The sequence below is a fragment of the Methylomonas sp. BW4-1 genome (assembly GCF_052474385.1).
The window spans coordinates 1584369-1606003 of the sequence record NZ_CP184125.1; the positions used below are offsets into that span (position 1 = coordinate 1584369).

Here is a 21635-nt window from a genome sequence, read left to right on the forward strand (position 1 = left end):
CTGCGAAAAATTCGTTCGGTCGGCGAATTTTCCCAGCAATCCCCCCCGTACTTTACCGGTCGCCATAGGCGCTAGACAATGGCATTCTCTTGCCAAGTGTTTCTGCCCCTGCTCAGCTTGCGACAGTACTTCCAATACCGTGTCGACAGTGAGTGGGGAAAATACGTCAAGCAATCGTCTTCTTAGCTGAGAAGAGTATCGTTTAACGTTATTTTTCAAATATTCCCCCAGTTCTATTAATACAGTCTTGTTAAGGTTTTAAATTCCTTTCGTCCTTGTTAGCTATATAAACCGGTGCGAAGGGTTCAAAAATTAACTTGTCGAATTAATATTTAAGACACTGGACATTCAATATCAATTATTAAGAGGGCCAGCATGCGTCATATAAAGAACCACAACTATCTCGATTTGGGTAAGTTAGTAAGATATGACCAACCATATGCCTTAAAAACGGTCGCGTTGCTGTGCATATTAGCAAATTCACCAGTGTTTGCAGATAGCGCCGGCAACGGTGAAATCTACGAATTCAACATTTCTGCCGGCGACATATCCACGGCACTGAATAAATTGGCAGAAACTGCCAATGTGGAGCTCAGCTATCCGGCTGCGATAGCAAGCGATGTGAAATCGAACGGTTTGAAAGGCAGCTATACGGCGGAGCAAGCGTTGCAACAATTGTTGAAAGGAAGTGGGTTGAGCTATCGTGTGTCTGGGGGGAATTCGATTACGGTGGAAAAAGTGCCTACTTTAAAGGAGAGAGATGCTACGGCTATGCCGGCGGTACAGGTGGTCGGCAAGGCGGTTTATGATTCAACGGATCCGTATAACTCGGATTACCGTTTGCCCAACGCCACTACCGGCACCAAGACTGATACACCGATTATGGAAACGCCGTTCTCGGTGCAGGTAGTGACCAAGCAAGTGCTGCAAGACCAACAAGTGACACGTATCGACAAAGCGGTGCAAAACGTTAGCGGGGTAACACTTGGAGCAATTAATCAAGGCGCGACAGATGGCTACCAAATCAGAGGTTTCCAAAATAATATTACTTACCGGGACGGAGTTTTAATTCCTACCATTGTCGGCGGTAGCGCCGGAACTAAGCGAGACACAACCAATATAGAGCGAGTGGAAGTTCTCAAAGGGCCGGGATCTATATTGTTTGGTCGAGCAGAGCCGGGGGGGATTGTAAATATCGTCACTAAACAGCCTCTCACAACTCCGTACTATGCCCTACAGCAACAGTTTGGGTCATATGATTTCTACCGAACCACCTTGGATGCGACTGCACCAATCACAAAGGACGACACGCTGCTCTATAGACTTAATATGTCCTATGAAAACGCAGGCTCTTTCCGAGATTTTATTGAAGGGGAGCGGGTTTTTGTGGCCCCAGTTGTGAGATGGAATATCAGCGAGAGAACACAAGCGACCCTTGAACTTGAATATCAACATTACAACGATCAGCCTGATCCGGGTATCACTCGAATAGGTAATCGTCCTGCGAATGTTCCATTAGATACGGCGCTACACGAGCCATTAAACAATAAGAATGTCGGCGATAGAGTTCTGGTTGGATTTAATTGGTCACATGAGTTCAATGATAGCTGGAAATTAACTCATCGGTTTACATCCGAATTCATGGAAAATGAAAGCAAAACTTTAAACTTTGGCGCAGCCAATGCTAATGGTTTGCTTACTCGCAATTTCAACAATGCAACACCTGCATCGCAACGATATTTTACGTCGCTTAATTTGATAGGAAACATTTCAACCGGTGCGCTTAAGCATAAATTATTGTGGGGCTACGATTATTTTGTTATCGATGACCAGATAACGAATAGATATGGTGGATCGGTTTCGGGATTTAATATTTTCAACCCGGTCTATTTAACAGCATCCCCTGCTTTAACGAAACGGGATGATCAAGGATATACCCAGTCCTGGCACGGTTTGTATTTTCAAGACCAAATTGAGCTTCCCTACCATTTTCATGCACTTGGTGGACTTCGTTACGACAATGCCGAAGGGATAAACAATATTCTTGGACGCGTTACCGAATCAGTTGATCATATTAGTCCTCGTGGTGGTTTATTATGGCAGCCAGTCAATTGGCTTTCACTTTATGGAAGCTATACCGAAAACTTTGGTGGCACCAATAGTTTATTTAATACGGATGGAACTTCGCTCCCACCAGAAAGTGCTCAACAATGGGAAACAGGTTTTAAAACCGAATTTTGGGATGGAAGGTTAAGAACGACAGTATCTTATTTCGAATTAACTAAACAGAATCTTTTTACTGCAATTCCAGGAGACCCCAATGGAAATGGCCGTGCAATTGGCGAAGCTATAAGCAAGGGGATAGAGTTTGATACTACGGGAGAAATCATTCCCGGTTGGAATGTTATCGCAACTTACGCTTACACACCCTTTGCAAAAATAACTAAAGATGTTGATCCTACAGGAGGAATTGGTAACCAGGGAAATAGATTATTTTTAGCTCCAAAACATTCCGGAAGCTTCTGGAGTACTTACGAATTTCAAACCAGTGCTTTGCGAGGACTTAAGTTCGGTGCGGGAGCCATCGCGCAGGGTCAAAAAGAAGGCAACGCAGGAAATACTTATGAGTTGCCTGGCTTTGTTACAGCAAACCTAATGGCGAGCTACCAAATGAAAGTTGGGAATACAAAAGTAACGACCCAATTCAATGTTGATAACTTGCTGGATAAAAACTACTACGCAGGCACTAATAGTGGAAGTTTTATCACCATCGGAACACCCCGAACTTTTATGGGATCGGTTCGAGTAGAGTTTTAACCAACCAATTGCCAATACAATCATGCCTTAAATAGAAGGGAAATTTTCAGGCTTAATCTGTGAATTTAGTTAAATGGCTGCAATGGAACTGACACGCAAAAGTCGCCGCAAACTCTGGCTAAAACTACATTTGTATCTTGGCCTATTTGCGGGGGCGATCTTCGTAATTATTGGCTTAACTGGAAGTTTGTTAGCATTTGAACTTCCATTAGACGAGTGGCTCAATTCTAAACTTATGACCGTTTCCGTTGAAACCGGGCGTGAAAGTTACCAGCCAATCGATAAGATTGTCGCATCGGGTATTGGTGCCTTGCCGAGCGTTGGCAAAGCGATAAGCCTTGATTTCCCGCGACGCGACGGACTTGCGTTTGCACTGTGGTTTGAACAACCATCACCCAATGCAAGCTATCTGGAAAGGCATCAAATTTTTATCAATCCCTATACGGCAGAAGTAACTGGGCAGCGTCTACTAATCGATTTTGAACGGATATGGCGTGATCCGTTTAAGGATTTTATTTTGCGCTTGCATTATTCATTGGGTCTGGCGAAAGCAGGGATGAATATCGTGGGTTTTATAGGCTTGGGTTTATTGTTTTCTGTTTTGACAGGCTTAATTTTGTGGTGGCCCACCCCCGGTAAATTTAGAAACGCACTGACAATCAAGAAAAACGCGAGCGTTGAACGATTAACTTTCGATTTGCATAAGACTTTTGGTTTTTATAGCGTAATTGTTCTTCTCTTTTTGATTTTATCGGGTGTGTATTTAATTTTTCCGGAATACGGTCGTATGTTGATTAACGTATTTTCCCCCGTCTCTCAGCCTTGGCCCGTTTTTCTTAGCGTTGTACCAAATCATAATAAAGAGTCGATTAGATTTTCTCAGATTATGGCCATTACTGATACTCAATTTCCAGATGGGGAGTATCGACGGATTGACTTTCCGCAAAACGAGCAAGATGTTTATCTTGTGCATAAACGGGAAATTGATGATCCTAACCAAAAACATTCTTATCGCCGACTTTGGATAGATCAATATAGTGGAAAAATCGTTCATGTTCAGGATAGAAATACGCAAAGCGTGGGCGATATTTTAGTTAAATGGCTTTATCCATTACACACTGGCGAGGCTGTCGGAGTTACGGGGCAAGTCATCATTTTAATAGCAGGACTAGTTCCATTATCCCTTTATGTCACTGGTGTTGTCAGGTGGCGTCAGAAGAGTAAAAGGAACAGGAAGCCCACTATGTAATGATAATGCATAATGTTGGTTTTTAGTCTAATAAACAGTAAGTTAAGTTAATATGCAATCGGAGGCGTTGATGGCTGCAATTATATTTTTTGTTCACCCCATAGCAGGATCTGTCAATGCAAGCTTAAAAACAGCTAGAGAATTAAAATTACTAGGACATGATATTTATTTCTTGGGATTAAGCCGCTGTAAAAGATTTATACCGATCAGCGACTTTAACTTTATTCCTTTATTTGAGAGCTGGTTTCCTGACGGAGAGCAAATCAAAGAAAAAGAATCACTTTTTTTTTGGCATAAAATAGGTCAGCGTAGAAGAAATATAAAACATATTGAGACATTCCTTGACGCTCTTATCGCCGGCGAGGACAAAGAGTTTTATGATGCTATTCAGAAATTAAACCCAAAAATAATGGTGGTGGTTGCTACACATTACGACTCTTTTATTTGGGCGTTACTTTCATACACGACTGGCATAAATACAATTTACTTGCATGATACATTGTGCGGAACTCAGTCAATTCGGGTGCCACCAATTACCACAGATATTATTCCTGGTGAGTCAATTGTTGAGAAATTAAAAATAATTCTGGCATGGAAAAAATATTTATTTAAGAGGCTTGCAACGGATTTTATTTACTCATCAGTTTTAAAGTCACAATTAAGCGTTAAAACAGGCCTGGCAAAGCTTTGTAAGCATTATAAATATCCAATTAAATTAATTGACATATCTACAGACATGTTGGCGCCAAAATTAAAACTGCCCGAAATAGTGCTATGTCCAAAAGAATTCGATTTTTATGATATAGAACGAGTTGGGCGCTATTATGCTGGCGCATCTATTGATTTGCATCGTAAACAACCGTCTTTTTCCTGGGAACGGGTTGATACAGGTAAACCTCTAATTTACTGTGCATTAGGGTCGTTAAACTGTCTCAGTAAGCCAGAACGAATAGCTTTCTTTCAGATAATCCTTGATACTGCAAAGCAACATCAGGAATGGAGTTGGATTGTGGCTGTGGGAGATCAGTTGGATGATAAAAATTTCTTTGATATATCAAAGAATGTTGTTTTGGTCAAAACTGCGCCGCAGTTAAAAGTGTTAGAAAAAACGGCAATCATGATTAATCATGGTGGTACAAACACTATTAAGGAGTGTATTTGGTTTGGCGTCCCGATGATAGTTTTTCCTTTAGCTTTTGACAATTATGGGAATGCCGCAAGGGTCGCATATCAAGGGTTGGGTTTAAAGGGAAGTATGAATAAGTTAACTACTTCTATATTAGCTTTTATGATTATGCAAATACAAGAAAATCCATATTACAGAATGCAAATAAAAATTATGCAAAAAAAATTCGAAGAAGCTGAGAGATTAAAAGCAGGAAGTAGTATAATCAATACATTCTGTTTTTAAATTATAGACTGCATTTTTCTTTGGTTAGTAAGGCAGTTGATTGATTTGCTCCAATGATCAAGATTAATCGATTGATGGTTGACATCTTGTGTCACGACGAGTATGCCTGAAATATTAATATACTGAACCGGTAAGCAATTGATCTAATAAATTATGGTCTAATTATTCTGCTGCTAATATTTTAACTCCTATTTATCCCAGTCTTTCTTTTTTATTATTTAAAATAAAAAATTAAACTGTCTGAACTTGAAATAAATATTGACTATACAATTTTATTGTAATTTTACATGGCCAACATTGTTTTTTGCTATCCACCGATAGTGAGTACTATTAACTCGAGCTTGCTACTAGCCCGGAATCTGAGAGATAAAGGTCATATCATCAGTTATCTTGGCATTGCAGATTGCAAGCCTACTATATATGCAAATGGGTTTAAATTTTTTTCAGTTTATGAGCGATGGTTTCCCAAGGGCTGGTTTGATAATGTCTTTTTAAAAGCGACATCTCAAGATTTTAATCTTGAATCTGCAAAAGAGCTTGCCAATCATTTCCATAATTTCATCAATTATCTCGTTGCGGGGGGAGGGGGCGAGCTTGAAATGACTGTGCGGGAAATAAATCCTGATATAGTTTTAATATCCACCTCGGGAGTTGATTCAATTATATGGGCGCTAATGTTTCATAAAATGAAGATTAAGTCAATTTATTCTTTTAGTGTACTGGGAGGGAGGGTTAACTGTATAACACCTCCTGTCCAATGTGACTTATCTCCAAACCAATCACCGTGGTCGCCAATCAAAATAATTTTTTCATGGCTAATATATAGATACAAGCGGATTCAACACGAAACCTATTTGACTCGGAATGGTTTAAATATACTACCACCAAGTCAAATAAAAAAAATCGCTAAATATTGTAATTATTCGTACACTGATATTTGTTTTTGGACTGACATGCCTAACCCTCAACTGAAGCTGCCGGAGTTAGTTCTTTGTCCTCCTAGTTTTGAATATCCTATCTCTAAAAAAGAAGGAAGATATTATGTAGAAGCCTCAGTTGATTTACATAGAGAACAATCGCATTTTCCTTGGAATAGAGTTGCTGAGTCACGACCTATAGTGTATGTGGCGCTTGGCACTCTCCCTCTACTGGCAAAAAACGATTGTGAAAAATTTTTTCGCACAGTTATAGAAGTGTCAAATAATTGGCCAACATGGAACTGGATACTATCAATTGGAAATAATTCTGATACAAAATATTTTAATAACGTCGCCTCTAATGTAATTATTGTTAATCATGCGCCACAATTAGAAATATTAAAAAAAGCATCATTAATGATTACCCATGGTGGACCTAACTCTATTAAGGAGTGTATATTTTTTGGTGTTCCAATGATAGTTTTTCCTTTATGGTTTGACCAGCCGGGCAATGTAGCAAGAATAACCTATCACGGTTTAGGCTTAAAAGGTGACTTTAAGACAATCAATGTTAATAATCTCCAGGAACTCATAACCGAAGTAACCACTAATACTAAATATATCGAACAAGTACGTTTGATGCAAAAATCCTTTATAAAAACTGAAGAAGAGAGGCCTAGTCTTAAGTTAATAGAAGAATTTATAGATCAATAAAATATTCCAGAGTTATCGGGCTTACTTGGCAAGTATATACTTTCTATTTTTTATCACGAACCCAAAAAAATTGAGCTGTTTTATATATTATTTATGGAGGTCTAATGCTTATTCTAGGTTTAAACGGCGGCGCCGATTCGGTATTTGATTCGAGCTTTGGGCTTTCTAAAAATGCATACCATGATACGGCATCGGTAATAATTCAAGACGGAACTGTTATTGCCGGCATTGAAGAGGAGAGATTAATTCGTATAAAGCATACCAATAAAATTTGGGTATTATCTGTACAGTTTTGCTTAGAGGAAGCAAATAAAAGCTTAGCAGATATTGACCGCATTGTTGTCTATTTTAATCAGGATGTTTTGAACAGAATATTAAAGCAAGAACAATTAAATAATCCATCATTGATTGAGATAGGAAGCCCTCACAAGCTTTTCGAGCATTTATTTTTTCGTGAGTTTGAGTTTTGCTTAAAAGAAAACCAGCTTGTGTTCGTAGATCACCACACTACGCATGCTGCCACAGCTTATTATATGTCAGGATTCAGTGATAGTTTAGTGTTGACCATAGACGGACTCGGAGATGAAGTGGCAACTAATGTCATTGATGTTAGAAATAAAAGATTTGATTATTTATTGAGTAAGCCGGCGAGTGATTCATTAGGGCTTCTCTACTGGGAAGTTATACGATTTCTTGGTTATAGCCACTTTGATGAATATAAGGTCATGGGCTTGTCTCCTTATGGGGCCAGCGAGACTTACAAAGAGGAATTCAAACGATTATATACTTTGTTACCTAGTGGCGATTATTCGCTGCATAGAGAAAGAATAACGGAGCTGTTTAATATACTTAATCCTCGTAGTAAAGATGCACCATTTACCCAAATTCACATGGATATAGCGGCGGCATTACAAGATACACTGGAGGCTATTGTTTTCCACGTGCTCCGTCATTATCAAAAATTGACCGGCCACACCCGCTTGGTAATTAGTGGTGGCGTCGGTCAAAACAGTAGCATGAACGGAAAGATTCTTTATTCAGGTTTATTCGAAGAGGTTTTTGTACCTTCGTTTGCCGGCGATTCAGGATGTGCCTATGGAGCGGCCGCGTATGTTGCACACCAGCTGCAACCTAATCTGCCCTATAAAAATATCACTCATGCGTATTGGGGAACACTGATTGACGATATTGAAGTGCCGGATATTCTTACCCCCTGGCAAGGGTTTGTATCGATTGAAAAAATGGAGCAACGTTCCGAACAGGTGTCGAATTTGATTATCGGCGGCGCGGTAATCGGATGGGTGCAAGGTCGTTCGGAATTTGGGCCTAGAGCATTGGGTAACCGCAGTATTATTGCTGATCCTCGTGTTGGATCACATAAAGAAACCATCAATGCGATGATCAAAATGCGCGAAAGTTACCGGCCGTTCGCGCCTTCGGTGTTGGTCGAACGGGTACGGGACTTTTTCGAGGTGCCCGGCAAACAAGACGTGTTTCCGTTTATGTCCTTCGTGTTGAATGTCAGGCCGGAATGGCGAGAGCAATTGCCGGCTATCACTCATGTGGACGGCAGTGCCCGCTTGCAGACGGTCAACAAGAACGATAATCCACGGTATTGGGAGCTGATAGAGACTTTCGGCCGCAAGACCGGTATTCCAATTCTGCTGAATACGTCGTTCAATAACAACGCCGAGCCGATTGTCGATAGTATTGATGATGCTATAGTTTGTTATTTGACTTCGGGTCTGAATTATCTTGTCGTTGGCGATTACTTAGTCACTAAGAAAGACTGGAGCAATGAGCAATTAGCAACGCTTATAGTCAGTTTGCCGAAAGCGGCAGTTTTAAAGCGGGAAGACCGATATATTAGTTATACCGAGCGTGGCTTTAGCCATTTCCTAACGTGGAATTATGACGCTTCTCGGTGCTACCCGCTTTCTGATGTTTGGTACCAAGTTTTGCAACAGTCTGACGGTTTGCGTACGCTTCAGCAGTTGATGACTGATCTCGGACTTGGGGATGAACAGCAAAATCAGGTTTTTGAAGAGTTGTTGAGTTTGTGGTCTGACCGGTTGATTATATTATATCCAGGGAACTTAGTGGCTTAAAGGTGTGTTTTGTTGATATTTGGTTTGAGCCGTTGCACAATTGCGAATATTGTTTTTCCAATTTCTGGGATAGTCTGGGTTTCGACGAGCGAGCGAGGGCTCAGCGATTTGTTAAAAGAGTTGATCGCAAGCGCTTTATAATCAGCCACGGTATGCTTCGACTGATTTTGGCAAGTTATCTGCATCTTCCGCCAGACAAAATCGTGTTTGCCACACAATCTCAAGGAAAGCCTTTTGTGGTCGCCGATAGGTCTGATAACCTAAAATTTAATTTGTCCCATTCCGATAGTTATATGCTGTTAGGCGTCAGTAGCGATGTTGAGATCGGTGTTGATGTCGAGAAATGGGCGTATAATGTCGATTATGAAGGTGTGCTTGATTTATGCTTTTCTGAATCTGAGCGACGGTTTTGGCAAGAGTTGTCAGTGGATAAAAGGCAGGCATTTTTTTATCGACAATGGGTCAGGAAAGAGAGCTTCACAAAAGCTGTCGGCCTAGGCCTAGGGCTAGATGTTTCGCTCGTAGAGACTTCGTTGAAAGGAGCTAGTCGATTCCGATCTCTACCAGTCGGATTTGGTTTGCCGGGAAGTTGGAGCTTGACCGATCTAGAATTGCCTCACGGCTTGAGTGGGGCTATAACGGCCCAATCTCGGAATACACCTGCAATAAATTACAAACGCCTCTTCTAATAAGGTGTATTAGTCACGACTTGATCTGACACATCGACTTGAAAAGATGAGAGTTACCGGTTTTGATAGGGGTGTCGAATCCTTACACAAAACACAAAAGGTAACTCTCATGATCCATACAAACAATCCGATCATTAAACACAAAGCGGGGCTGTTAAATTTAGCCCAAGAACTGAATAACGTCTCCAGAGCCTGCAAGGTGATGGGTGTCTCGCGCGATACGTTTTATCGTTATCAAGAGCTGGTAGCTGAAGGTGGTATCGATGCCTTAATCGACAAAAACCGCCGGTCTCCGAATCTGAAGAATCGCGTCGATGAAAGCATTGAGCTGGCAGTGAAAGCCTATGCGGTTGAGTGGCCAGCGCATGGACAGCATCGAACCAGTAATGAACTGCGTAAACAAGGAGTATTCGTATCCGGCAGCGGCGTTCGCTCCATCTGGTTACGGCATGACCTGGAGAACTTTAAAAAGAGGCTTAAAGCACTGGAAGCCAAGGTAGCCGCCGAAGGGTTAATGCTGAGCGATGCGCAGATTGCGGCGTTGGAGAAAAAGCAGCAGGATGATCAAGCCTGCGGCGAAATCGAAACAGCCCATCCCGGTTACCTGGGTTCGCAGGATACTTTTTACGTCGGCAACCTCAAAGGGGTTGGGCGGATATACCAGCAGACTTACGTGGACACTTATAGCAAAGTCGCACACTGCAAGTTGTATACAACCAAAACGCCCATTACCGCAGCGGATATCCTGAATGACAAAGTATTGCCGTTCTACGAAGCCAACGCATTACCCGTTCTACGCATTCTGACGGATCGCGGCACAGAATATTGTGGCAAGGTCGAACAGCATGATTATCAGCTATACCTGGCGATCAACGACATCGACCATACCAAAACCAAGGCCATGTCGCCGCAAACCAATGGGATTTGCGAACGCTTCCACAAGACCATCTTGCAGGAGTTCTATCAGGTCACGTTCCGCAAAAAGCTCTATAGCGACCTGGATGAACTCCAAAAAGATCTGGACGAATGGCTGGTTTATTACAACAATGACCGAACTCATCAGGGCAAAATGTGCAACGGCAGAACGCCGATGGATACCTTGCTGGATGGAAAACAGATTTGGGCTCAAAAAAATCTGAACCAAATCTAATCTGACAGACACCCCGCAAAAACGGTAACTGTCAGATCAGGTCTGAGCTAATACAAATAAGGAAATGCATTATCTCAAGTCGCGGCACGTCCATTTACCGCTTTTAAAAAAAATTAATTCAATCCGGCTTGCTGCATATGTTTCCGTAAGCTTAGCGGGCGCATATCCGTCCAGACCTCTTTGATATAGTCCAAGCATTCTTGTTTAGGGCCTTTCGGGCCAATGGCCCGCCAGCCACCGGGAATGTCTTTATAGTCCGGCCAGATGGAGTACTGCTCTTCGTCGTTGACAACGACCTGATAAATCGTGGTGTCTTCCTCGTCCCAACTCATCTCTTTCTCCGTGGTTCAGGTGCAAAAAAGTAAAGCTGCGTGCTTTACATATTAAAATCTTCAATTAAGAAGACGAACTAAAGCTTATTTATCCTCAGTCGTTGCTGAATTCAGCCTGATGAATTTTGAATTGTTTCCGACAATGCAATAGCGCCCTAGCTAAAAGTTTTTCGACGGCGCTATCGGAAATATTCATTTCAATGGCAATTTCGGCATATGTCATGCCGTAGACGCGATTCAGAATAAAGGCTTCTCTGGCACGATCTGGTAGTTCGTCAACGATATTGGAAAAAATCGACAGTTTTTCATTGACGATTGCCAAGTGCTCTGTTGAAGGTAGTTCGTCACAAACAGTCTGTGTAGGGTCTGTGTTGTTTAGGTGTTTCTCAATGACTTTACGGTGTTTGATATGGTCATAAGCTAGGTTTTTAGCTGTTTGAAATAGGAAGCCTCGGGGGTGTTCGATAATCTGCTTGCGAGCTTCCCTGGAAAATATAATGAAACATTCTTGAACAAGTTCTGCGGCGATATCCGGGCAATCAACAATACGTGATAAATGAAGTTGTAGCTCCGATTGATGGTTGATGTACACAGACTCAAAATTCATGTTCAATTTCCTATTGGTTATTTTGCAACTTAGTCAACTGCATTGACATGGGCTGCAAAGGGTGACATGGCTAGATTGTTAGGCCTAAGCGTATGTGAATTTCATAATGTTCCAGGGTTAACAGCGGTAATCTTTTAAGTGGAAGCTTTGCATCAAAATGAAAAAAATAGTCTATTGATAGCAGCAATAATTAGGCCCATTGTTAATATTAATGAGTATCAATAATTTGCATATATATGCATGATAAGTTTGGCGAGCGGATAAGTGTAATGCCCGATTCATGCGAGGCATATAACACAGTTTAGTTATTACCATTAACTTGCTTCTCTAGGTTTAACCCAGATAAGCCGCATTCAACTTTCAGTGCTAATAAAAGCTTTGGACCCTAAGAGTGAGTGGGTTATTACGGCTACTAAGTAGCGCCACCGCGCATAGCATAGATTGCTTGATTTGATATATTTTGAGGGCATTGCGTAATATGCTGAATTCAAAAGCCATATTGTCAACAGCGTATCTGATCAACGAATATGGCTGGGGTTTTTTCACGCTCACGGCGTCTTCTAAATGGTATGTATGCGAAAATCCAATCATGGAAACAAGTTCTTATTATTCAACTTGGTTACTGTAACCATGACGGAATGATCGGAACCTACTGTCTGCTATAAACTGAGCATTTATTTTAGGCAATGCAAAACTGCTTGGCAGTTCGTCGTATTCAATATTAGTAGGTGTTTTTGTAACAATTACGCTCTGTCAACTGATTTAGCTATATAACGGAGTCACTATGCTGCTTTTTTTATGGCGCTCTTCATGGATCACTATTGCTGGTGTGTTACTGACAGGTGTTATCAGCGGCCTGAGTAACGCTGCATTAATTGCGTTTATCAATACCAGTTTAGTTGGACAAATAAACATAGCACATGCAATTTGGTGGTTCTCCGGATTAGCATTTACGGTATTGGTCAGTCGAACGGTATCGCACTATTTGTTGAATCAATTCAGCACGCAGTTGGTCCGGGACCTGCGGCTGCGTATTAGCCGGCTAATTTTGAATGCGCCGTATCCCAATTTGCAAAAATTGGGAAAATCGGTGTTGCTTAGCCATCTGACTGAAGATGTTACTGCTATAGCAAGCGCCAGTGAACTTTTTCCCGTGCTCTGTATTAATATTGCCATCCTAATTGGCTGCATGACTTATTTGAGCTGGCTGTCTTGGCAATTGGCTCTGGTTCTTGCCGGAATCATTTTGTTTGGCGTGACGACCTTTAATTTTTTCAATGAAATTCCCATGAGGTCTGTCCGCAATGCACGCGACGAATACGATGTGCTCAGCCGAGGATTCACTGCGTTGACCGAAGGAGTTCGCGAGTTAAAGCTTCATCGCCGTAGAAGCGAAGCGTTTGTGTCCCAATCGCTTTCCAATAGTGCTGAAGCCTACAGACAGCATGCTTTTCGTGCGACGGTCGCCTACTTGTGGATAAATCAATGGGTGCAATTACTCTATTATCTGACCATTGGGGCGATTTTGTACGCCTTTCCAATTTGGCAAACCCTGACGCAAGAAATCATCAGCGGCTATGTTTTAGTGTTTTTATTCATGATGTCCCCGCTTACTATTGTGACGGGTAGCTTACCTGCTTTCAGTCGAGCGAAGGTTTCGTTAGATAGCCTCCTGAAATTAGATGAAAAACTGGTTGAACACAGCCCTGCTCAACGTCTGTCCAAATTAGCAGTACAGAAGAGCTTTACGTCGTTGACCCTTACCGGCGTTACCCATAGCTTTCATCGTGAAAAGGAAAACCGGAATTTCACATTAGGCCCAATAGATCTTGAATTTCATCCGGGGGAGTTGGTCTTTCTCGTGGGTGGCAATGGCAGCGGCAAAACGACATTGGCAATGTTGTTGATCGGTCTTTATCATCCTGAGCGCGGCATGATTTCCTGGAACAGCTGCCCTGTTGATGCGGGCAATCGTGATGCTTATATGCAAAACTTTTCAGTCATTTTTTCTGACTTTTATCTATTTGACGAGTTGTATGGTGTTGATGCGGAACAGCATCGCAGTGCCATGGATGATTATTTACAGCGTTTACATCTTAATCATAAGGTCGAGATCGTCAATGGTCAGTTTTCTTCAGTGAGCCTATCCCAGGGGCAACGTAAACGTCTGGCATTGCTGGTGGCTTATTTGGAGGACCGGCCCTTTTACGTGTTTGACGAATGGGCTGCCGATCAAGATCCGGAATTCAAACATTTGTTCTACACCGAGCTGTTGCCTGCGCTAAAAGCACGCGGCAAAACGGTTTTGGCGATTACCCACGATGAAAAGTATTTCTATTTGGCTGATCGATGTATCAAGCTCGATGAAGGCAATATTGCGGCGATTGAATACCCTCAGGGGCTCCCCGAACACGCAGCAATAAGCGCTGACTGGCTGCGTTCGGCTCAAACTGAAACCTCAATTTCGTGATGCGGGTGAGCGACCATGGCTAAACCTAAAAAATGGCTGAGTATTGGGCTTGGCTCAATTGTATTATTCGTTGTTGCTGGTGGCTTTGGTTATCGCTGGTGCTTGCAATCACTGCCAGCGCTGGACGGCGAATTCAAATTGACCAAGCTGTCTTCATCAGTCAGTGTTGACACGGATTCTTACGGTATTCCGCTAATTAGTGCTAGTAGCCGACTCGATGCTGCGCGCGCTTTAGGTTATGTCACAGCTCGTGATCGGCTATTTCAAATGGATTTGATGCGGCGTAAAAGCGCTGGACGTTTGGCGGAGCTATTCGGCGAAATGGCACTAAAGAGAGACATACAATCGAGAACCTATGGTTTCAACGCCAGGGCTCAGCAAATTTTATCCAAGCAGGCTGCAATACATCGTCAATATTTAGAGGCATATGCGGAGGGCATCAACAGCTATCTGCAGCAAAACCCTGCTCTACCCTTCGAATTTAAAGTGCTGGGTTACCAGCCTGAGCCATGGCAGGCTGAAGATTGCTTACTGGTTGTATTAGGGATGTTTGAAAACTTGACCGCTTGGGCTGAGCATAGCGAACGGACGCTTAGTATTATGGATCAGACCTTACCACCTGATGTCTTGGCATTCTTGACACCGGATAGTGACCGGTTTACAGACGACTTGATGGGATACACCAAATCCCTCAGGCCGCCGCGAAGCATTCCCGTGCCTGCCATGCAAACACTGCTGGCAGGAAATACACCTAGTTTGCGAAGCTTAGCTAAGGCTCCCGATGAAAAGCTAGCAGGCTCCAATGCCTGGGCAGTTAGTGGCAGCAAAACAAGCGATGGTCGGGCGATACTGGCAAATGATATGCATCTGGGGATTAGTGTTCCGAACATTTGGTACCGCGTTGAGCTTCAATATCCCGAGGTACGGGCAGTTGGGCTGAATTTGCCTGGCACTCCCTTTCTTGTTTCAGGCAGTAACCAGCATGTGGCTTGGGGAGTAACCAATCTCAGCGGAGACTTTTTGGATTTGGTCAAACTAGAAATTAATCCTGACAACGCCGGGCAATACCGAGTTGGCGATCATTGGCAAGACTTCCAAGAACGGCATGAAACGATACAGATCAAAAACGCAGAGCCCAAAGCACTGACGATTAGAGAAACGCAATGGGGGCCGGTCGCGGCGCAACCGTTATTGGGGCAGCCGGTTGCTATTCATTGGGTGGCTTTAGATACGGATGCGGTAAATATCGGTATTGCGGATTTGGAAGGAAGCACATCCCTTGAGGAGTCGTTGGCTATTGCTAAACGCGCTGGCGGACCACAGTTGAACGTGTTATTGGCAGACGAGCGTGGGCACATTGCCTGGACATTGACAGGTAAGATTCCTCGTCGTTTTGGTGGTGATGGGGCAATCAGTCATTCATGGGCCGATGGTAAAACGGGTTGGCAGGAGTATGTTCGACCCGATGAAATACCGCAATCCGTTGATCCCACGGAAGGCTTTTTAGTGTCGGCCAATGATCGGCGATTCGCTGCAGACTTTCCATTCGTCATTGGTCATCAATTCGTTAATGGTTACCGAGCCTACCGTATCAATCAACGACTCAAGCAAGCGGCAGCCCATAGTGAATGGTCATTGTTCAATCTTCAACAAGATACCCAAACTGAATTTTATGAGTATTACCAACAACTAGCATTGAAAGCATTGTCTCCAGACGTTTTAGCGCAACAGCCCGAATTAATCGCGTTACGGGATTATTTGATAAGTTGGAACGGTAGAGCTGATATTGCAAGTTTGGGATTACCAATATTGATTGAATTTCGCAAGCAACTGATTGATTCAGTCTTCACGCCATTTTTAACTGCAAGCAAGCAAGCCGACAAAAATTTTGTTTATAACTGGAATTATGTCGACACACCTTTGCAAGCATTGTTAAAGGAAAAGCCGGCGCAATTGTTGCCGGAAGCAGCTCAGCATAAAACGTGGGATCAATTTATTCTGGCGCAATTGGCGATTAGCGCGTCAACGGTAATGTCTCGTCATCCCGATGTCAGCCTGACTGATCTAACCTGGGGCAAACAGAACATCGTCGGTCACACTCACCCTTTCTCAAAGGCAGTGCCTTTACTGTCCTCTGTGTTAGATATGCCTCATCAATCGTTAGCTGGATGCGGTGGATTCTGTGTGAGGGTAACGGGCCCTGATTTTGGGGCGAGCGAACGATTGGTGGTATCCCCTGGTCACCTTTCTGAAGGCATTTTACATATGCCGGGCGGACAATCCGGGCATCCACTATCTGGTTATTACAAGGATCAGCAATCTTTTTGGGTAGAAGGCTTACCAATGCCATTAATGACTGGCAAATCCCAACATAAATTGGTGTTAAAACCGGAATAACCTGGCAGACGATGATATAACTGAATCAATGAAATTAGAATTCGTTAAAATGATAAACCGTTTTTTAACTCACTATCTGTAGAATATTTTGGACTCCGATCTGAACGACAATATAGACGAGCAGGCCGTGGCATGGTTTATCCGTTTGCGCGCCGATAACGTAAATAACGAGGATAGGACATCTTTCGAACATTGGCTTAATCTAGCGGTCTGAGCACCGTGACGCCTTTAATGAAGTGTGCGCCATGTGGGGCGATACGGATCTGTTAAAAAGCCTAAGCATCAGCGCTAAAGTACATGGCATTGCCCCCAAGCACTCTAAAAAGCGTTATATCAATACCAGAATGCCATTGGCTCTTGCCGCGTGCTTGGTACTGGCAGTATCGCTTAGTGGTCAAATGCGGATTTTATTCAAAGCGGATTATTCGTCGGCCATCGGGGAACGTAAAACTGTTCTATTAGAGGATGGCTCCACGGCCATGCTTAACACAGACAGCGCGATCGCCGTCAATATGAAAGACGGCAAACGATCTGTTGAGTTATTTAAGGGGGAGGTTTTTTTTGATGTAAAGCCCGACCCCAGCCGCCCGTTTTTAGTCCATGCGGATCATTCAACGACGCGCGTATTGGGCACCCGCTTTTTTGTTAACCATCGAAAAGAGCGGGACGAGATTAAAGTACTTTCCGGTCGCGTCGAAGTCTCTGACAATCAAATTTGGAAAGATCCTGTTGTGTTGGGCGAGGATGAAATGGTAGCCGTTTACGACACCAAGATCGGTCAACCTAAAAAATTGGATTCAAAACTGGCTACTTCTTGGATTAACGGATTTTTGGCGTACGAAAATGAAACCTTGGAATCGGTTATTGATGCTATCAATCGGTATCATCCAGGAATGGTTTTCTTTAGAGATGATTCATTGCGGCAACTAAAAGTCAACGGTCGCCTAAGTATTAGAGACTCCCACGATATGCTAAAAGTATTGCAAAGAACCATGGATCTCAAAATGACTTATGTTACCGACTGGGTAGTTATTGTGGGTTAAGCCATTCTCTTTTTGATTCAGAGTGCACCTAAGTCTTCGCCACCTTAGTTTTCAGTATGGGGTAATGTGTTGACAGCGAAAACGCCAGGTCAATAGTGTACATCGGTATTCCCCGCTTAGTCATTTTGTCGATGACCGTTTTAAGGCTTTTGATAAGACTGGAATGGGAGACAAAATGCCCATTTTTTGCAAGTGATTATGTGGGCTAAACATTCCTCAATGCTCATCTGATCGGTATCAACCACTATCTCCGGGTTTTCTGGTGGCTCGTAGGGGGATGAAATACCGGTGAAGTGCGCTATTTCACCGAGTCTTGCCTTTCGATAGAGCCCTTTGACGTCTCGTTGTTCACAAACAGTCAAATCACAGTTGCAGTAAATTTCTATAAAATCCCCTTCCGCCACGGTACATCGGGCCAGTTCTCTTTCTAATCTGAAAGGCGAAATGAACGCCGTTAGGGTGATATTTCCTGCTTCAAGCATTAACTTGGCCACCTCCGCAATGCGGCGGATATTTTCTCGTCTATCAGCGTCTTCAAAGCCTAAATCTTTCGAAAGACCGTGGCGGATGTTATCCCCATCCAATACAAACGTGCGGCAACTTCGCTGATGCAACCGAGCCTCTACAGCGTGCGCTAGGGTTGACTTCCCTGCTCCAGACAACCCCGTGAACCACAAAATGACCGACCGATGCCCGTTCAGGGCTTCCCGGTGTGATCGTGATATTTGAGAATGATGCCAGACAATGTTTTTGCCATATTCCATGCTCAGAAATCCAAACAATAGTGTTGTGAGAAATGATGTAAGCCGCTAACGCTGTGCTTTATAACGGAGACGATTATTGCCCTAAAGTTACTCAGCATTGAATTTATAAAGTCAGTAGGCGGTATTTTCATGACTAAATCGTCTTCTCTTTAATATGGATTACAGCTTATTTAACAGATAAAGATTTTGGAGTTTTTATGAAGATCCGCCCAGTATGGGTGCTTGTTCATCGCTATACCGGTTTAGCGATGACCATTTTCTTAGTCGTTGTAGGATTGACCGGTAGTTTGCTGACGTTTTACAAAGAACTGGATGGCGCTTTCAACCCCCATTTGTATGTTTCAGCTACCGGTCGCACGCCTCTCCCATTTGACGCCCTCATCGACAACGCTAATGAATACATTGAGCCACAGGCAAGTGTGCAATCATTATGGATGAGTGCGTCTGCCGTACAATTTTCGGTATCACCGTTACAAAATGAGCTAACTGGTCAATCTTTCGAGCTGAATTACGATCAACTGATTCTTGATCCTTACACTGGATATGAATTGGGTCGGCGTCGTTGGGGAGCGATTTCTGAGGGTATGACCAATCTCCTGCCTTTTCTCTATAAGCTGCACTTCAACCTGGCATTGGATGAGGTCGGCATGTGGATTTTAGGCATCACCGCCTTGGTTTGGACAATCGACTGTTTTGTTGGTTTTTACCTAACTTTACCGGCCAAAGTGTTTGTCGTTCAAAACAGTACGTCCACTGCCTCATCGTTTTCGCAACGCTGGGGGCGTGCTTGGCTGATCAAATGGCGTGGTTCATCTGTTCGAATCAATTACGATTTGCACCGCGCTGGCGGACTGTGGCTATGGTTGGCTTTATTAGTATTTGCTTGGTCAAGCGTCTACATGAACTTGGGTGACACTGTTTATCAAAAGGTCATGCAATCAGTTAGTGATTATCACCAACCCTGGACTGAAATTGAAGATTTACCTAAACCCTTAGTTCATCCTGCAATCGATTTACGCGAGGCCTATCGCTTGGGTCATCAAGCCCTAAGCCGCGCCGCTGCGGAACACGATTTCCAAATCGAAGTGCCTGTGGCCCTTTGGCTCAACCCTGCCAAAGGGTTCTACGTCTATTGCGTACGCAGCAGCCTTGATATTCAAGATCATGAAGGTCAAACGCGAGTGGTGATCGATGCGAATAGTGGACAACAAAAAATGTTGCTGCTCCCCTCCGGCCAATATAACGGCAACACCATCACGTCCTGGCTAATGGCTTTGCATATGGCTAACGTTTTTGGCCTACCGTATAGACTGTTTGTTTGTTTCTTGGGCTTGGTGATTGTGATGTTATCGGTGACAGGCGTCGTCATCTGGTCGAAGAAACGCCGTTAATGTCGATACCACAATTACCCACACCAAAATCGCGCCCTCAGTCTTCGCTGTCAATCAGCGACTGGGCACAGTGCACCGCAAAAAAAAATCAGGCATCATGCTTAGCGATGTTTTCCCTGTTGGCGTTTTTTGTGCTGCCTGCTTGCAATTCCATGCCAAAGCGCGACCCGACTAGTTTGGACATTGCTTTGCCAGCACAATGGCAAAGTCCGGTAGATGACCCCCGTGATCAATCAGTCACCCATTGGCTGACCACCTTCAACGACCCTACGTTAAGCTCTTTGATAGAGGATGGTTTAAGCCATAACTTTGATTTGCAAGCCGCCGCCGTGCGGGTCGATGCCGCCAAGGAACAAGCCGTGATTGCCGGCGCAGGACGTTTGCCGCAACTGAATGTCGCACCCGACTACCAACGTGGCAAAGATGCTTTGAACAGCGAGTCCGGTCAGTTTCTGGCCTTGTTCAACTTAAGCTGGGAGCTGGATGTTTGGGACCGCATCAAAGCCTCGCGGCAGGCGGCGGTTGAAGATGCAGTGGCAATTGGTGAAGATTATCAGGCAGCCCGTTTATCTTTAGCGGCGCGTATCGCTCAGGTGTACTTTCAATGGCTAGAGGCTCGGTTGCAGGCTCAAGTGGCGGGGCAATCGGTCAAAGACCGCAGCGTGATTGTCGAACTGGTCCGCGGTCGGTTCAATAAAGGCCTGACCCGTGGCCTGGATTTGCGGCTGGCGTTGACTGACTTGGCGAATGCAGAAGCACAATCGGCGCAGATGTACAATGATGTACAGTTGCTGCATAAGCAGTTGCAGACCTTGGTGGGGCGTTATCCGGTTGAAGCATCTACCTCGGTGTCCGGCGCGGAGGCAATGGCTTCATCCTTGGCTCGGGACTTACCTCAACCACCCGTCTCGCTGACGGCAGGTTTGCCGTCCGACCTGCTCAACCGCCGCCCGGATGTTATTTCTGCTTTTAAACGCTTACAAGCTGCTGATCAGCGCTTGGCTAGTAGCGAAAAGGCGCTTTTGCCGCGCATCACCTTAACCGCTGCCGGTGGTAGCGTGGGTGCTGCTCTTGCAGACATTGTCGATCCGCGCGCCGCCGCTTGGAACTTGGCAGCTGGCTTGGCGCAGCCCTTGTTTACCGGGGACCGTTTACAAGCCGATATTCGTTTGAAGCAAGCCAATGTCGAAGACGCCTATAACCAATACCAAAGCGTAGCCCTGAACGCCTTCCGCGAAGTCGAGCAAGCTTTGGCCGCCGAAAGCAGGTTACGTGAACAGGAACAAGCCCTGCGCGAAGCCGTTTCACAAACCGAAGCCAGTCGTAAACTGGCGGTGTATTCCTACCGGCAGGGTTTGATCGAAATTTTGACTTTGTTGGATAGCTATCGAAGCACACTCAATGCACAAAGTGCGCATCTGGCGGTGCAGCGGCAATTGCTAAGCAACCGGATTAGTTTATATCTGGCATTGGGGGGCAGCGTATGAATAAAAATGTAGATTGGGGCGAGGTAACAAACCCCTACGTATCGGCTTTTATGCAACCAGCACACGTTTATTCACGCGACCGACAAGTT

General features: G+C 44.0%; 16 protein-coding genes. 13 read left to right on the forward strand and 3 right to left on the reverse strand.

Annotation, left to right across the window (positions count from 1 at the left end):
* The first annotated feature begins 375 nt into the window (after positions 1–375).
* From ACH5Y9_RS07290 to ACH5Y9_RS07320, 7 genes are all read left to right on the forward strand, one after another.
* A complete protein-coding gene (locus ACH5Y9_RS07290; protein WP_445369104.1) occupies positions 376–2817 on the forward strand; it encodes a TonB-dependent siderophore receptor in 2442 nt (813 codons plus the stop codon).
* 73 nt (positions 2818–2890) lie between these two features.
* A complete protein-coding gene (locus ACH5Y9_RS07295; RefSeq protein WP_445369105.1) occupies positions 2891–4066 on the forward strand; it encodes a PepSY-associated TM helix domain-containing protein in 1176 nt (391 codons plus the stop codon).
* 70 nt (positions 4067–4136) lie between these two features.
* Positions 4137–5477: a nucleotide disphospho-sugar-binding domain-containing protein gene (locus ACH5Y9_RS07300; RefSeq protein WP_445369106.1), complete on the forward strand. Its 1341-nt coding sequence runs from the start codon at positions 4137–4139 to the stop codon at positions 5475–5477.
* 287 nt (positions 5478–5764) lie between these two features.
* Positions 5765–7108 (forward strand): glycosyltransferase, encoded by a 1344-nt coding sequence (locus ACH5Y9_RS07305; RefSeq protein WP_445369107.1) that lies wholly within the window; start codon positions 5765–5767, stop codon positions 7106–7108.
* Between the two features lie 104 nt (positions 7109–7212).
* A complete protein-coding gene (locus ACH5Y9_RS07310) occupies positions 7213–9216 on the forward strand; it encodes a carbamoyltransferase family protein (protein ID WP_445369108.1) in 2004 nt (667 codons plus the stop codon).
* 2 nt (positions 9217–9218) lie between these two features.
* On the forward strand, positions 9219–9905 hold the full coding sequence (locus ACH5Y9_RS07315; RefSeq protein ID WP_445369109.1) for a 4'-phosphopantetheinyl transferase family protein: 687 nt from the start codon (positions 9219–9221) through the stop codon (positions 9903–9905).
* A 109-nt stretch (positions 9906–10014) separates the two neighbouring features.
* On the forward strand, positions 10015–11055 hold the full coding sequence (locus ACH5Y9_RS07320) for an IS481 family transposase (RefSeq protein WP_445367679.1): 1041 nt from the start codon (positions 10015–10017) through the stop codon (positions 11053–11055).
* A gap of 113 nt (positions 11056–11168) precedes the next feature.
* On the opposite strand, the gene ACH5Y9_RS07325 is transcribed toward ACH5Y9_RS07320, so the two are convergent.
* The gene (locus ACH5Y9_RS07325) at positions 11169–11387 is read right to left on the reverse strand and encodes an MbtH family protein (protein ID WP_445369110.1); all 219 of its coding nucleotides are present in this window, start codon (positions 11385–11387) and stop codon (positions 11169–11171) included.
* A gap of 94 nt (positions 11388–11481) precedes the next feature.
* A complete protein-coding gene (locus ACH5Y9_RS07330; RefSeq protein ID WP_445369111.1) occupies positions 11482–11994 on the reverse strand; it encodes an RNA polymerase sigma factor in 513 nt (170 codons plus the stop codon).
* Positions 11995–12778: 784 nt separating this feature from the next.
* On the opposite strand from ACH5Y9_RS07330, the gene ACH5Y9_RS07335 reads away from it, so the two are divergent.
* The 4 genes from ACH5Y9_RS07335 (at position 12779) to ACH5Y9_RS07350 (ending at position 17904) form a co-directional block, all read left to right on the forward strand.
* Positions 12779–14464: a cyclic peptide export ABC transporter gene (locus ACH5Y9_RS07335; protein ID WP_445369112.1), complete on the forward strand. Its 1686-nt coding sequence runs from the start codon at positions 12779–12781 to the stop codon at positions 14462–14464.
* A 15-nt stretch (positions 14465–14479) separates the two neighbouring features.
* Positions 14480–16861, forward strand: a complete 2382-nt coding sequence (locus ACH5Y9_RS07340; RefSeq protein WP_445369113.1) for a penicillin acylase family protein — start codon at positions 14480–14482, stop codon at positions 16859–16861.
* Between the two features lie 127 nt (positions 16862–16988).
* The gene (locus ACH5Y9_RS07345; RefSeq protein ID WP_445369877.1) at positions 16989–17075 is read left to right on the forward strand and encodes a DUF4880 domain-containing protein; all 87 of its coding nucleotides are present in this window, start codon (positions 16989–16991) and stop codon (positions 17073–17075) included.
* Positions 17076–17106: 31 nt separating this feature from the next.
* Complete coding sequence (locus ACH5Y9_RS07350; RefSeq protein ID WP_445369114.1) at positions 17107–17904, forward strand: FecR family protein; 798 nt, start codon at positions 17107–17109, stop codon at positions 17902–17904.
* A gap of 140 nt (positions 17905–18044) precedes the next feature.
* Here ACH5Y9_RS07350 and cysC read toward each other — a convergent pair whose 3' ends face one another.
* Entirely contained in the window at positions 18045–18668 is a 624-nt protein-coding gene (cysC, locus tag ACH5Y9_RS07355) for an adenylyl-sulfate kinase (RefSeq protein ID WP_445369115.1), read from the reverse strand.
* 197 nt (positions 18669–18865) lie between these two features.
* Here cysC and ACH5Y9_RS07360 point away from each other — a divergent pair, with 197 nt between their 5' ends.
* Together ACH5Y9_RS07360 and ACH5Y9_RS07365 are read left to right on the forward strand one after the other, a co-directional pair.
* Positions 18866–20059, forward strand: a complete 1194-nt coding sequence (locus ACH5Y9_RS07360) for a PepSY-associated TM helix domain-containing protein (RefSeq protein WP_445369116.1) — start codon at positions 18866–18868, stop codon at positions 20057–20059.
* Positions 20060–20166: 107 nt separating this feature from the next.
* Positions 20167–21546, forward strand: coding sequence for an efflux transporter outer membrane subunit (locus tag ACH5Y9_RS07365; RefSeq protein WP_445369117.1), 1380 nt, complete (start codon positions 20167–20169; stop codon positions 21544–21546).
* The last annotated feature ends 89 nt before the right edge of the window (positions 21547–21635 follow it).

What these genes read in the sequence shown, in the direction of transcription:
- ACH5Y9_RS07330 (WP_445369111.1), bottom strand. Translation starts at nt 11,994, where the DNA reads ATGAATTTTGAGTCTGTGTACATCAACCATCAATCGGAGCTACAACTT.
- ACH5Y9_RS07360 (WP_445369116.1), top strand. Translation starts at nt 18,866, where the DNA reads ATGAAGATCCGCCCAGTATGGGTGCTTGTTCATCGCTATACCGGTTTA.
- ACH5Y9_RS07320 (WP_445367679.1), top strand. Translation starts at nt 10,015, where the DNA reads ATGATCCATACAAACAATCCGATCATTAAACACAAAGCGGGGCTGTTA.
- ACH5Y9_RS07335 (WP_445369112.1), top strand. Translation starts at nt 12,779, where the DNA reads ATGCTGCTTTTTTTATGGCGCTCTTCATGGATCACTATTGCTGGTGTG.
- ACH5Y9_RS07365 (WP_445369117.1), top strand. Translation starts at nt 20,167, where the DNA reads ATGTTTTCCCTGTTGGCGTTTTTTGTGCTGCCTGCTTGCAATTCCATG.
- ACH5Y9_RS07340 (WP_445369113.1), top strand. Translation starts at nt 14,480, where the DNA reads ATGGCTAAACCTAAAAAATGGCTGAGTATTGGGCTTGGCTCAATTGTA.
- ACH5Y9_RS07305 (WP_445369107.1), top strand. Translation starts at nt 5,765, where the DNA reads ATGGCCAACATTGTTTTTTGCTATCCACCGATAGTGAGTACTATTAAC.
- ACH5Y9_RS07325 (WP_445369110.1), bottom strand. Translation starts at nt 11,387, where the DNA reads ATGAGTTGGGACGAGGAAGACACCACGATTTATCAGGTCGTTGTCAAC.
- ACH5Y9_RS07290 (WP_445369104.1), top strand. Translation starts at nt 376, where the DNA reads ATGCGTCATATAAAGAACCACAACTATCTCGATTTGGGTAAGTTAGTA.
- cysC (WP_445369115.1), bottom strand. Translation starts at nt 18,668, where the DNA reads ATGGAATATGGCAAAAACATTGTCTGGCATCATTCTCAAATATCACGA.
- ACH5Y9_RS07310 (WP_445369108.1), top strand. Translation starts at nt 7,213, where the DNA reads ATGCTTATTCTAGGTTTAAACGGCGGCGCCGATTCGGTATTTGATTCG.
- ACH5Y9_RS07295 (WP_445369105.1), top strand. Translation starts at nt 2,891, where the DNA reads ATGGCTGCAATGGAACTGACACGCAAAAGTCGCCGCAAACTCTGGCTA.
- ACH5Y9_RS07350 (WP_445369114.1), top strand. Translation starts at nt 17,107, where the DNA reads ATGTGGGGCGATACGGATCTGTTAAAAAGCCTAAGCATCAGCGCTAAA.
- ACH5Y9_RS07300 (WP_445369106.1), top strand. Translation starts at nt 4,137, where the DNA reads ATGGCTGCAATTATATTTTTTGTTCACCCCATAGCAGGATCTGTCAAT.